Raw genomic sequence first — 12,358 nt, 5'->3', positions numbered from 1 at the left:
CTTACAGACCGGTGGTTACGTCGATCCGGTGGCCCTCTTCGAGGGTCACGATCGCGCGCTTGGTGTTCGACTGCGAACCGAGGTTGCCGCGGAAGACCTTGGTCTTGCCCTTGCGGACCAGCGTGTTGACGCTCTTGACCTTGACGTCGAACAGCTTCTCGATCGCCTCCTTGATCTGCGGCTTAGTCGCCTTCGCGGCCACCTTGAACAGTACCTTGTTGTGCTCGGACGCCAGCGTCGCCTTTTCGGTGACGACCGGAGCAACGATCACGTCGTAGTGGCGAGGCTCAATGTTCTTCGTCATTTGAAGCGCGCCTCCAGCGCATCGATGGCGGCCTTGGTCAGAACGAGCTTCTGACGGCGCAGGATGTCATAGACGTTGATGCCCTGGATCGGCAGCACGTCCATGTTCGGGATGTTGCGAGCCGCGGCGGCAAAGCCGTTATTGAGCTCGGCGCCGTCGATGATCAGCGCGTTGGTCAAGCCCAGACCCGAGAAGTGACCGAGCAGCGCCTTGGTCTTGGCGGCTTCCAGCGCGGCCTTGTCGATCACCAGCAGATCACCGTCCTTGGCCTTGGCCGACAGCGCATGCTTGAGAGCCAGCGCGCGGACCTTCTTCGGCAGGTCGGTGGCGTGCGAACGCACCACCGGACCGAAGGCGCGGCCACCGCCACGGAACTGCGGCACGCGGGCCGAGCCGTGACGAGCACCGCCGGTGCCCTTCTGCTTGTACATCTTCTTGCCGGTGCGCCAGATCTCGGCGCGGCCCTTGGCCTTGTGGGTGCCGGCCTGGCGCTTGTTGAGCTGCCACTGCACGCAACGCGCAATGATGTCCTGGCGCGGCTCGAGACCGAAAATGGCGTCGGAAAGCTGGACCGAGCCGGCTTCCTTACCTTCGAGGGTGGTGACCTTCAATTCCATCTCACGCACCCTCCTGCTGGGCCGCAGCCTCGGCTTCGCCGCCCGCAACCTTGAACTTGCCGGGCTTCGGAGCTTCCTTCGGCAGCGGCTTCTTGACGGCGTCGCGCACGCGGATCCAGCCGCCCTTGGAGCCGGGAACGGCGCCTTCGACGAGGATCAGGCCGCGCTCGACGTCGAGCTGAACGACTCGAAGATTGAGCGTGGTGATGCGGTCGACACCCATGTGGCCGGGCATCTTCTTGTTCTTCCAGGTCTTGCCGGGATCCTGACGACCACCGGTCGAACCGATCGAACGGTGCGAGATCGACACACCGTGCGTGGCGCGCAGACCGCCGAAGTTCCAACGCTTCATGCCGCCGGCGAAGCCCTTACCGACCGAGGTGCCGGTGACGTCGACGAACTGGCCGACGACGAAATGATCGGCCTGGATCTCGGCGCCGACCGGGATCATGGCATCCGCGGTGACGCGGAATTCCTCGACCCGGCGCTTCGGCTCGACCTTGGCGACCGCGAACTGGCCGCGCTCCGCCTTGGGCATGTAAACGGTCTTGCGGCTGCCAGAACCGAGCTGGAGCGCGACGTAGCCGTTCTTCTCTTCGGTACGGTGGCCTACGACCTGGCAATTGCCGAGCTTCAGCACGGTCACGGGGATATGTTCGCCGGCCTCCGTGAAGACCCGCGTCATCCCGACCTTTTGTGCGATCACTCCGGAGCGCATCGGCTTGCTTCCTGTTCTTTCTGTCCGCTTACGCGAACGGGATCCAAAAATCTTAGAGCTTGATCTCGACGTCGACACCGGCGGCCAGATCGAGCTTCATCAAAGCATCGACGGTCTGCGGGGTCGGATCGACGATGTCGAGCAGGCGCTTGTGAGTGCGCATCTCGAACTGTTCGCGGCTCTTCTTGTCGACGTGGGGCGAACGGTTGACGGTGAACTTCTCGATGCGGGTGGGCAGCGGAATGGGTCCGCGGACCTGCGCGCCGGTGCGCTTCGCCGTGTTCACGATCTCGCGGGTCGACGTATCGAGGATACGATGGTCGAACGCCTTGAGACGGATACGAATGTTTTGGCCGTTCATTGCCGTGGTCTCTCTTCAGTGGGTGGCGAATAGCGAATAGCGAATGTCACCATTCGCTACTCGCCGATCCCTATTCTCGTATTACTCGATGATCGAGGCGACGACGCCGGCGCCGACGGTACGACCGCCCTCGCGGATCGCGAAGCGGAGCTTCTCTTCCATCGCGATCGGCACAATCAGGTGCACTTCCATCGCGATGTTGTCGCCCGGCATCACCATCTCGGTACCTTCCGGCAGATGCACGACACCGGTCACGTCGGTGGTGCGGAAGTAGAACTGCGGACGGTAGTTGGTGAAGAACGGGGTGTGGCGACCGCCCTCTTCCTTGGTGAGGATGTAGGCCTCAGCCTTGAACTTGGTGTGCGGCTTGACCGAACCCGGCTTCGCCAGCACCTGGCCGCGCTCGACGTCCTCGCGCTTGGTGCCGCGGAGCAGAGCGCCGATGTTGTCGCCGGCCTGGCCCTGATCGAGCAGCTTGCGGAACATTTCGACGCCGGTGACGGTGGTCTTCTGGGTCGCACGCAGACCGACGATCTCGATTTCCTCGCCGACCTTGACGATGCCGCGCTCGACACGGCCGGTCACCACGGTGCCGCGGCCCGAGATCGAGAACACGTCTTCAACCGGCATCAGGAACGGCTGGTCGATCGGACGCTCCGGCTGCGGGATGTACTCGTCGACGTTGCGCATCAGCTCGAGGATGGCGTCGTGGCCGAGCTTCTTGTCCGAATCTTCGAGAGCGGCGAGCGCCGAGCCCTTGATGATCGGGATCTTGTCGCCCGGGAATTCGTACTTCGAGAGCAGTTCGCGGACTTCGAGCTCGACGAGCTCGAGCAGCTCCGGATCGTCGACCATGTCGCACTTGTTGAGGAACACGACGAGCGCGGGCACGCCGACCTGGCGGGCGAGCAGGATGTGCTCGCGGGTCTGCGGCATCGGGCCGTCAGCGGCCGACACGACCAGGATCGCACCGTCCATCTGGGCGGCGCCGGTGATCATGTTCTTCACGTAGTCGGCGTGGCCGGGGCAGTCGACGTGGGCGTAGTGGCGGTTCTTGGTCTCGTACTCGACGTGCGCGGTCGAGATCGTGATGCCGCGCGCCTTCTCTTCCGGCGCCTTGTCGATCTGGTCGTACGCGGTGAACGTCGCACCGCCGGTCTCGGCGAGGATCTTGGTGATCGCCGCGGTCAGCGACGTCTTGCCATGGTCGACGTGACCGATGGTGCCGATGTTGCAGTGCGGCTTGTTACGTTCAAACTTTGCTTTGGCCATTTGACTCTCCGTTCAATCGTCAGCTTGAGACCGACGACAATCAGGCAAACTTCTTTTGGACTTCTGCCGACACGTTGGCCGGCGCTTCTGCGTAGTGATCGAACTGCATGGTGAAGGTTGCGCGACCCTGGCTCATCGAGCGCAGGTTATTCACGTAACCGAACATGTTCATGAGCGGCACCATCGCGTTGATGACGTTGGCGTTGCCGCGCATGTCTTGACCCTGGATCTGACCGCGCCGGGAATTCAGGTCGCCGATGACCGAGCCGGTATAGTCTTCCGGGGTCACCACTTCGACCTTCATGATCGGCTCGAGCAGCACGGACTTGCCCTTCTGCAAGGCTTCGCGGAATGCCGCGCGCGATGCGATTTCGAAGGCGAGCGCCGACGAGTCGACGTCGTGGTACTTGCCGTCGACGAGCTGAACCTTGACGTCGACCACGGGGAAGCCCGCGACGACACCAGAGCTCATCACGCTGTTGAGGCCCTTTTCGACGCCGGGGATGTATTCCTTCGGAACCGCACCGCCGACGATCTTGGACTCGAACTCGTAGCCCTTGCCGGGCTCGTTCGGCTCGACCACGATCGACACTTCCGCGAACTGACCGGTACCGCCGGTCTGCTTCTTGTGGGTGTACTTGACCTCGGCCTTCTTGGTGACGCGCTCACGGAACGCAACCTGCGGCGCGCCGATGTTGGCGTCGACCTTGTAGGTGCGCTTGAGGATGTCGACCTTGATGTCGAGATGGAGTTCGCCCATGCCCTTGAGGATGGTCTGGCCGGACTCCTGGTCGGTCGACACGCGGAAGGACGGATCCTCCGCGGCGAGCTTGGCCAGCGCCACGCCCAGCTTCTCCTGGTCGGCCTTGGACTTCGGCTCGATCGCGATCTCGATGACCGGCTCGGGGAATTCCATCTTCTCCAGGATCACCTGCTTGTCGGGATCGCACAGCGTGTCACCGGTGCGCGCTTCCTTCAGGCCGGCCAGGGCGACGATGTCGCCGGCATAGGCTTCCTTGATGTCTTCGCGGTTGTTCGCATGCATCAGCAGCATGCGCCCGATGCGCTCCTTCTTCTCGCGGGTCGAGTTCACGACGCCGGTGCCGCTCTGGAGAATGCCGGAGTAGATGCGGCAGAAGGTGATGGTGCCGACGAACGGGTCGTCCATGATCTTGAACGCGAGCAGCGCGAGCGGCTCCTTGTCGTCGGCCTTGCGCACGACCTCGTTGCCGCGGTCGTCGGTGCCCTTGATCGCGGGCACGTCGATCGGCGACGGCAGGTAGTCGACGACGGCGTCGAGCAGCGGCTGCACGCCCTTGTTCTTGAAGGCCGAGCCGCACAGCACGGGATAGAACGCGCCGGTCAGCACCGCCTTGCGGATCAGGCGCTTCAGGGTCGCTTCGTCCGGCTCGTTGCCGTCGAGGAAGGCGGCCAATGCGTCGTCGTCGAGCTCGACTGCGGCTTCCACCATCTTCTCGCGGTATTCCTTGGCCTGCTCGACGATGTCTTCCGGAATGTCGACATAGTCGAACTTCGCGCCGAGCGATTCATCGTTCCAGACGATGCCCTTCATCTTCACGAGGTCGACGAGACCCTTGAAGTTGTTCTCGGCACCGATCGGAAGCTGGATTGCGATCGGCTTGGCGCCGAGGCGGTCAACGATGTCGGCCAGACACTTGAAGAAGTCGGCGCCGGTCTTGTCCATCTTGTTGGCGAAGACGATGCGCGGAACCTTGTACTTGTCGCCCTGGCGCCAGACGGTCTCGGTCTGGGGCTCGACGCCCTGGTTCGAGTCCAGCACGCAGACGGCGCCGTCGAGCACGCGCAGCGAACGCTCGACTTCGATGGTGAAGTCGACGTGGCCGGGAGTGTCGATGATGTTCAGGCGCTTGCCGGCCCAGAAGGCGGTGGTCGCAGCCGAGGTGATCGTGATGCCACGCTCCTGCTCCTGCTCCATCCAGTCCATCGTCGCGGCACCTTCGTGCACTTCGCCGATCTTGTGGCTCTTGCCGGTGTAATAGAGGATGCGCTCGGTCGTCGTGGTCTTGCCGGCGTCGATATGCGCCATGATACCGAAATTACGGTAGTCCTCGATGGCATGTTGGCGGGGCATGGGTCGTTCCTTGCGAGTCCGAGTGTGTCGCCGTTACCAGCGATAGTGCGAGAAGGCGCGGTTGGCTTCCGCCATCCGGTGCACGTCTTCACGCTTCTTGACGGCGTTCCCCCGGTTATTCGATGCGTCCAAGAGCTCCGCCGAGAGCCGCTCGGTCATCGTCTTCTCGTTGCGCTCGCGCGCGGCCGAGATCAGCCAGCGAATGCCCAGGGCCTGCCGGCGGGTCGAACGAACCTCGACCGGGACCTGGTAGGTCGCGCCGCCGACGCGGCGGGAGCGAACCTCGATCGTCGGCATGACGTTCTCGAGCGCCTGCTCGAACACGCCGAGCGGGTTCTGCTTGGTCTTGGTTTCGATGATGCCGAGCGCACCGTAGACGATGCCTTCGGCGACCGACTTCTTGCCGGCGTACATCACCGAGTTCATGAACTTCGTGATCACAATGTTCCCGAACTTCGGATCCGGGAGAACTTCGCGCTTTTCCGCTGAGTGGCGACGAGACATGGACGTGGTTCCCGCTTACTTCGGACGCTTGGCGCCGTACTTCGAACGGCGCTGCTTACGGTTCTTGACGCCCTGGGTATCCAGAACGCCGCGGAGGATGTGGTAGCGCACGCCGGGCAAATCCTTGACGCGACCGCCGCGGATCATGACCACCGAGTGCTCCTGGAGGTTATGGCCCTCGCCGGGGATGTAGCCGATCACCTCGAAGCCGTTGGTCAGGCGCACCTTGGCAACCTTACGAAGCGCCGAGTTCGGCTTCTTCGGGGTCGTGGTGTAGACGCGGGTGCAAACACCACGCTTCTGAGGCGACTGCTGCAGCGCCGGCACCTTCTTGCGCGACTTCTGCACTTCCCGTGGTTGAGCGATCAGCTGGTTGATCGTCGGCATCCTGGCCTTACCCTTTGTTCTGCCGCGGCCCCTTCCGGGCCCGCTGTCTTGCCGCGGCCCGTTGCCGGAACCGCAAATTCGTTTCGAGCCACCCGCTCGATGGACCCGCCTTCCGCGGAACAATCCGCACAAAGCGAAATTGCGCCAACCGCTCCATCACCGAGCGGAAAGCGTTACGACGCCACAGAGGACCGCAGTTTCCGGGTCAATCAGCGTAAAGCTGTGGCCCGCGCACCGAGGTCATGCATCCGAATTCGATCTCAAGAGAACAAGCTCAAGAGAACTAGAATCGCACTGGCATTGCCTAGCTATGATCGACAGCGTTTGAGCGGCATTCGTCGAGGTTGGTGCCCGTCTTCAACGACCCCTTGTGGATCTAATCCTTGGGGATCAACGGGTGGCCCGTTCCGACGTTGGCGATGCTCACCGCCTGTCGTTAAGTGAGGCGCTTTCTATAAGTGGGAATCGATCAAGTCAAGGCGAAACGACAGTCACAAAGCGCTTCTCGCGCCTATGGAATTCGCCCGTTTGCCGCCCTCACCGCGCTTCCACGATGTGGGAACGACGAGCCCATTCCGCTAGCCCTAGATCCATTTGTGCCCGGGTGAAATATACTTTTATAACCCGCGCTAAGGCTTTTTTTCCTGTTGATGCGTCAAACTGCCGCCTTCGGCGGGGATTGGCGCCATGCGGTACACCGACATTGCCATTATCGGCGGGGGATTGTCCGGCTCAACCGCCGCCGCAATGCTCGGCCGCGCCGGCATTTCGACGGTGCTGATCGATCCGCATGAGAGCTATCCGGCGGACTTTCGAGTCGAAAAACTCAGCGGTCACGTGCAAGTCGAGCGATTCCTGAAGACCGGAATCGCAGAATCAGTGCTGCGCCGCGCGACCTTCGCCGGTGAGAACTGGATCGCCCGATTCGGCCGCCTGCTCGACAAGGCGCCGAGCCGGCAGTTCAACATCCTCTACGATTCGCTGGTCAACGCCGTCCGCGACGAAATCCCCGCCACCGTCGAGCGCGTCTGCGTCAAGGCCCTGGCGGTCGAGACCAGTCCGGAGCGGCAGAGGATCACGCTCGCCAACGGCGAGACGATCTCGGCCCGCCTGGTCGTGCTCGCCAACGGCCTGAACGTCGGCCTGCGCCACCAGCTCGGCATCGCCCGCAAGGTCGTCAGCGCCTGCCATTCGATCTCGATCGGGTTCGACGTGATGCCGGCAGGTCGGAATTCGTTCGATTTCCCGGCGCTGACCTATTTCTCGGAGCGGCCGAGCGACCGCACCCCCTACATCTCGCTGTTTCCGGTCGGCACGCGGATGCGCGCCAATCTGTTCGTCTACCGAAGCTTCGACGATCCCTGGCTGCGCGAGCTGCGCCGTGCACCAGCTGAGACGCTGGACGCCACCCTGCCCCGGCTCAAGCGCATCACCGGCGCCTTCGACATCCCCGGTGAGCTGAAGGTCCGCCCGGTCGATCTCTACGTGAACGACCCTCGCAGCCAGCCGGGAATCGTGCTGGTCGGGGATGCCTTCGCGACCTCGTGCCCCGTCGCCGGCACCGGCTGCGACAAGGTCTTCACCGACGTCGAGCGGCTCTGCAACGTCTACATCCCGCAGTGGCTTTCCTCCGACGGGATGAATGCGGCCAAGATCGCCGGCTTCTACGCCGATCCGGTCAAGCAAGCTTGCGATCAATGGTCGGCGGCGAAGGCGTTCGACTTCCGCTCAGTCTCGATCGCGACGAGCCCTTACTGGACGGCGCAGCGCTGGGCGCGCTTCATCGCCTGGTCGGCTCAAGGGCTGCTGCGGCCGCTTGGAGGAGCGTTCCATCTGGAGCCGAACTTCCTCGGTCACTCCTCCTCGTCGTCCTCGTCCTCATCATCCTCGAGGTCGTCTTCATCCTCGTCATCGTCGCTGTCGTCGTCGGCCTGAGCCACAGCGCCATGCGGCTGGTGGATCTGGTCGTTCCACAGCTTGCGATAGGTACCGTTCCTGGCGAGCAGTTCGGCATGCGACCCGCGCTCGATCGCCCTGCCCCCTGAAATCACGATGATCTCGTCCATCTCGACCACCGAGGTCAGGCGGTGGGTCGACCAGATCATGGTGCGGCCCTTGGCGACCTTGAGCAACGTGCGGTTGATCGCGGCCTCCGTGGTCTGGTCGAGCGCCGAGGTGGCTTCGTCCAGCAGCAGCACGGACGGGTTGCGGATGATCGCGCGCGCGATCGCGATGCGCTGGCGCTGGCCGCCCGACAGAGTATCGCCGCGCTCGCCGACCGGCGTGTCGTAGCGTTGCGGCAGGCTCATGATGTAGCGATGGATCTCGGCCTTCTTGGCCGCCTCCTCCACCTCCGCGTCGGTCGCGCCCTCCTTGCCGAGCCGGATGTTCTCGCGGATCGACATGTTGAAGAGCATGTTCTCCTGGAACACCACCGCCATGCTCCGGCGCAGCGAATCCAGCGTCACCTTGCGGACGTCGACGCCGTCGATGGTGACGCGCCCCTCGTCGGGCACGTAGAGCCGCAGGATCAGGTTGAGCAGCGTGCTCTTGCCGGAGCCCGAGGGGCCGACGATGGCGATGCTCTTGCCGACATTGAGCTTGAGGCTGAGATTGTCCAGCACCGGCGTCTGGCTGCCTTCGTACTGGAAGGTGACGCGGTCGAAGGTGATGTCGTGGGTAATGCGCGGCAGATCGGGCGCGCCGGCACGATCGGCCCCGCGCGTCGGCTCGTCGAGCAGCTCCTGGATGTGCCGGATCGCGGCGGCCGAGGAGATCGACACCGGGATGAAATGCATCACATGGGCGATGTTGTAGGAGACCTCCCAGAACGCGCTCTCGAAGGTGACGAAGGTGCCGATGGTGATCTGGCCCTTGGTCGCCAGATACGCACCGATTGCCAGCACAACGAGATGCAGGAGCAGCACCGAGATGGTGACCGTCCGCTCCACCATGGTCGACAGGAACGCGGCTGAGGCGATCCTGTTGCGGGTTTCGTCGTTGCGGAAGGTGAAGAAGCCGAACATCCGGCGTTGCAGGCTGAACGCCTTGATCACGGCCTGCGCAGCCACGTTCTCCTGCACCATGCCGAGCAGCGCGGATTCATTGAGCTTCTGCTCGTAATTGGCCTGCACCGCCTTCGGCGTGAGCATGCGCGGCCCGATCAGCGTGATCGGAAACACCAGGAGCGCGACCACCGCGAGCTGCCAGTTCAGGAACACCATCAGGATGATGCCGGCGAACAACTCCAGGAACGGCAGCGCCGCGCTGTTGGCGAAGGTCTTGACCGAGCCCTCGAAGGCCGCGAGGTCGACGGAAAAGCGCGACAGGATCTCGCCGCGCTTGGTGCGGCCGAAATAGGCCGCCGGCAGGTCCTGGACGTGCTCGAACAGGTGCTTGCGGACGTCGGAGATGATGCAGGCCGCGAGCCGCGCATCCCAGCGCTCATACCAGACCGCCACGATCGAGGTGAAGATGCCGGCGGCCGCGAGCACGCCGAGGATCTTGTACAGCGCCTGGAAATCCTCCTCGCCGAGCGCGTCGTCGATCAGGAACTTCAGGCTGAGCGGCATGATGACGTTGAACAGCGTCTCGACGACGACGCCGAACGCCACGAATGACAGCATCCGCTTGTAGTTGGCCAGATAGGGCTTGACGAAACCCAGGATGGTGGCGAGCGCGCCGGCGGCCTCGCGCGCGGTAAAGACGACGAGGTCCTCGTCCTCGTCGTCGTCATCGAGCTCCAGCTCGTCATCCTCCTCGCCTTCGTCGTCCTCGTCGTCTTCGAGGTCCGGCTTGGCGGTGGGGGCAAGCTTGTCGAGCTCGGCCGCCTCTTCCACGGGGGGCTTCTGTTTGTCGGGAGAAGGAGGCTTGGACGCCATGAAACCAACGGATGCTGACGGCCGGCATGACCGCAGAGAAAGCAGGAAATAGCGGCAACCGCTATTGCACTGATTCTATGCGATCAGAATGAATTCGGCAAAGCAATTGGCGAATCCGGTCCGATCGTTGCGGCTAGTCGTCGTCCTCGTTTTCGACCTTGTCGAAGAAGGAGTAGCGCAGACTGTCGGCGTCGGCATACCACTGGCCCGGCCCCTTGTTGGCGGCGAGCGTCGCCTCCCAGAGCGCATCGGTGCAGTCCCTGCGGTGCATCGACAGATCGAACCCATTGCCGAAGAACAGTTCGGACCACTCCCACCAGGTGCCGAGCTTCTTGACCCCGCGCAGGAGGTCGTAGCGGTCGATCACGGCCGAGGCCATGTCCGAGGTGATCGAGCCGAACACGAGGCCGGTCTTGACGACGCGGTTGAGCTCGCGGATCGCGCGGACTACCTGCTTCGGGGAAACGTGGCAAAGACTGGTCTCGAACACGAAGTCGAAGGCGCCGTCCTTGAACGGCATGTCGGTGATCGAGCCGAGCTTGTTGTATTTCTTCAGCGCCTTCGGCGTTTTGGCGTGGATGGCGCGGTTGTTCTCGATGCCGAAGGCATCGATGCCGCGCTCGCGCAGCGCGCCAACCAGCTCGCCACTGGCCGAGCCCGCGATCAGCAGCTTCGCGCCCTTGGCCTTGCCCCAGACGATACCGATCAGCTTGGTGAGGTAATCGGGATCGGTGAAATGGCGCCATGCCTCGCTATAGGGGCCGAGGCCGCGATAGTTCTCGAAATAGTCGCGATCGATCCTGTCGGAGAGCGGCTTGTCGTCCTGCGCGCGCTCGCGGCGCAGGCGCATCATCTCGGTGAGGATAATGTCGGTCGCCGCGTCCGAGGAGTCGAGCAAGCCGTTCAGCGTCGAGTCGAACAGATAGTCGCCGACCACGACGATGCCGGGATGCTCCTTCGGCTCGGGCCGGTGGTTGGTCATGACGTCGCGCACCGGCAGGCCGCCGGGAATCGCGTTCACCGACGACAGCCAGCGGTGGATCTTGCCTTCCATGAAATGCGCGCGCGCATCGCCGAGCGAGGCCGGCAGCGATTTCAGCGCGGCGTCGATCAACTCCTGGTCCGACAGGTTGGCGAAGGCCAGCGCGTCGGAGCCGGGAATGAGCCAGTTCAACACGCCGTGCTTGCCGACGTCGTGGCGCGCGCCCTCGTTGTAGACGCAGCAACCGCCGAAGGCCTCCGACATGAACCAGGCGCCGGCAATCTTGTCGCCCCAGAACGGCGTGTCGAACAGGATCGAGACGCGCAGATAATGCGCCGGACGGTCGAAATACGAGACGTGCTTGACCATCGACTTGCGGAGCTGCTCGCCTTCCCAGCCCATGGTCGCGAGCCAGGAATGCGGCAGGCAGACCAGCACGAGATCGAAATCGCGCGTCTCCGGCCCCTTGCCGTTCATCATCTTGAGCTGGTAGCGGCCGGTCGGCGCCTTGCCGACGGCGAGCACGCGGTGATTGAGCTGGATGTCGGCATTGACCTCCGACTGCAGGCACTCGATCAACTGCTCGTTGCCGTTCTGGATCGAATAGAGGCCGATATAGCCGTCGACATCCATCAGGTAGTTCTTGAGCGCGTTGAGGCCATTGGTGTTGTGGCTCTCGGTCGCGATGTCGGAGCGCGCCATCACCTTGAAGAAGCGCTTTGCGGTCTCGTCCTCGACCTCCTCGTCGAGCACCTGCTCGGCGGTCTTGTAGGCCCAGGGATTCTCGTTGTCGTGCGCGCCGACGCCCTCGTAATATTCGATCGGCGACATCGCCTCGGTGCAGCGCTTGCGGAACGCCTCGATCGCGGCCGCGGTCTTGGCGCCATATTTGCGGCGCATGCCCGGCACGTCGTTCAGCAGCTCGCCGCCGAACTGCACCTGCTCGGCATCCATCGGAATGGTCTGAAGCCCGAAATGCTGGATCAGCTCGCGCAGCGGATCCGGACCGGTCATCGAGTAGTCGTAGATCTCGGCAACGCCGGCCTCGTACATCGCCGGCGCCGAATCGAATTTGCGGGTGACGATCTTGCCGCCGAGCCGATCGGACGCCTCGTAGATGGTGACGCGGCAGAGGTCGCCGAGCTTACGCTTCAGATACCAGGCGCTCATCAGCCCGCCGGGGCCGCCGCCTACGATTGCGAGATCAAGCATGTGAGTT

The 12,358-nt window shown here is 63.3% G+C and carries 11 protein-coding genes; 1 reads left to right on the top strand and 10 read right to left on the bottom strand.

What is annotated here, in order from left to right; translation table 11 throughout:
• Position 1: 1 nt before the first annotated feature.
• From EI171_RS20775 to rpsL, 8 genes are all read right to left on the bottom strand, one after another.
• Entirely contained in the window at positions 2 to 304 is a 303-nt protein-coding gene (locus EI171_RS20775; RefSeq protein ID WP_011088149.1) for a 50S ribosomal protein L23, read from the bottom strand.
• Positions 301 to 921, bottom strand: coding sequence for a 50S ribosomal protein L4 (gene rplD / locus EI171_RS20770; RefSeq protein WP_011088150.1), 621 nt, complete (start codon positions 919 to 921; stop codon positions 301 to 303). The genes EI171_RS20775 and rplD overlap by 4 nt, the downstream gene beginning before the upstream one ends.
• Before the next feature lies 1 nt (position 922).
• Positions 923 to 1,639, bottom strand: coding sequence for a 50S ribosomal protein L3 (rplC, locus tag EI171_RS20765; RefSeq protein ID WP_011088151.1), 717 nt, complete (start codon positions 1,637 to 1,639; stop codon positions 923 to 925).
• Positions 1,640 to 1,691: 52 nt separating this feature from the next.
• The gene (gene rpsJ / locus EI171_RS20760; RefSeq protein WP_002712302.1) at positions 1,692 to 2,000 is read right to left on the bottom strand and encodes a 30S ribosomal protein S10; all 309 of its coding nucleotides are present in this window, start codon (positions 1,998 to 2,000) and stop codon (positions 1,692 to 1,694) included.
• An 81-nt stretch (positions 2,001 to 2,081) separates the two neighbouring features.
• Positions 2,082 to 3,272, bottom strand: a complete 1,191-nt coding sequence (gene tuf / locus EI171_RS20755; RefSeq protein ID WP_011088152.1) for an elongation factor Tu — start codon at positions 3,270 to 3,272, stop codon at positions 2,082 to 2,084.
• A gap of 40 nt (positions 3,273 to 3,312) precedes the next feature.
• Positions 3,313 to 5,385 (bottom strand): elongation factor G, encoded by a 2,073-nt coding sequence (fusA, locus tag EI171_RS20750; protein ID WP_161534563.1) that lies wholly within the window; start codon positions 5,383 to 5,385, stop codon positions 3,313 to 3,315.
• 33 nt (positions 5,386 to 5,418) lie between these two features.
• A complete protein-coding gene (rpsG, locus tag EI171_RS20745; protein ID WP_011088154.1) occupies positions 5,419 to 5,889 on the bottom strand; it encodes a 30S ribosomal protein S7 in 471 nt (156 codons plus the stop codon).
• A 15-nt stretch (positions 5,890 to 5,904) separates the two neighbouring features.
• Positions 5,905 to 6,276, bottom strand: a complete 372-nt coding sequence (rpsL, locus tag EI171_RS20740) for a 30S ribosomal protein S12 (RefSeq protein WP_007603006.1) — start codon at positions 6,274 to 6,276, stop codon at positions 5,905 to 5,907.
• 687 nt (positions 6,277 to 6,963) lie between these two features.
• Here rpsL and EI171_RS20735 point away from each other — a divergent pair.
• On the top strand, positions 6,964 to 8,211 hold the full coding sequence (locus tag EI171_RS20735) for an NAD(P)/FAD-dependent oxidoreductase (RefSeq protein WP_161534562.1): 1,248 nt from the start codon (positions 6,964 to 6,966) through the stop codon (positions 8,209 to 8,211).
• Here EI171_RS20735 and EI171_RS20730 read toward each other — a convergent pair.
• A complete protein-coding gene (locus tag EI171_RS20730; RefSeq protein ID WP_011088156.1) occupies positions 8,130 to 10,157 on the bottom strand; it encodes an ABC transporter ATP-binding protein in 2,028 nt (675 codons plus the stop codon). The genes EI171_RS20735 and EI171_RS20730 overlap by 82 nt on opposite strands.
• A 133-nt stretch (positions 10,158 to 10,290) precedes the next feature.
• Positions 10,291 to 12,351: an FAD-dependent oxidoreductase gene (locus tag EI171_RS20725; protein WP_011088157.1), complete on the bottom strand. Its 2,061-nt coding sequence runs from the start codon at positions 12,349 to 12,351 to the stop codon at positions 10,291 to 10,293.
• Positions 12,352 to 12,358 lie beyond the last annotated feature (7 nt).

The sequence above is a fragment of the Bradyrhizobium sp. LCT2 genome (genome assembly GCF_009931255.1).
GTDB classification, from domain to species: Bacteria; Pseudomonadota; Alphaproteobacteria; order Rhizobiales; family Xanthobacteraceae; genus Bradyrhizobium; species Bradyrhizobium diazoefficiens.
Note: the sequence above shows the minus strand (reverse complement) of the source record. Positions and strands in the feature narration are given on the sequence as shown.

Excerpts from the sequence above, each read along its gene's own strand:
- EI171_RS20775 (WP_011088149.1), bottom strand. The coding sequence starts at position 304 with ATGACGAAGAACATTGAGCCTCGCCACTACGACGTGATCGTTGCTCCG.
- rplD (WP_011088150.1), bottom strand. The coding sequence starts at position 921 with ATGGAATTGAAGGTCACCACCCTCGAAGGTAAGGAAGCCGGCTCGGTC.
- rplC (WP_011088151.1), bottom strand. The coding sequence starts at position 1,639 with ATGCGCTCCGGAGTGATCGCACAAAAGGTCGGGATGACGCGGGTCTTC.
- rpsJ (WP_002712302.1), bottom strand. The coding sequence starts at position 2,000 with ATGAACGGCCAAAACATTCGTATCCGTCTCAAGGCGTTCGACCATCGT.
- tuf (WP_011088152.1), bottom strand. The coding sequence starts at position 3,272 with ATGGCCAAAGCAAAGTTTGAACGTAACAAGCCGCACTGCAACATCGGC.
- fusA (WP_161534563.1), bottom strand. The coding sequence starts at position 5,385 with ATGCCCCGCCAACATGCCATCGAGGACTACCGTAATTTCGGTATCATG.
- rpsG (WP_011088154.1), bottom strand. The coding sequence starts at position 5,889 with ATGTCTCGTCGCCACTCAGCGGAAAAGCGCGAAGTTCTCCCGGATCCG.
- rpsL (WP_007603006.1), bottom strand. The coding sequence starts at position 6,276 with ATGCCGACGATCAACCAGCTGATCGCTCAACCACGGGAAGTGCAGAAG.
- EI171_RS20735 (WP_161534562.1), top strand. The coding sequence starts at position 6,964 with ATGCGGTACACCGACATTGCCATTATCGGCGGGGGATTGTCCGGCTCA.
- EI171_RS20730 (WP_011088156.1), bottom strand. The coding sequence starts at position 10,157 with ATGGCGTCCAAGCCTCCTTCTCCCGACAAACAGAAGCCCCCCGTGGAA.
- EI171_RS20725 (WP_011088157.1), bottom strand. The coding sequence starts at position 12,351 with ATGCTTGATCTCGCAATCGTAGGCGGCGGCCCCGGCGGGCTGATGAGC.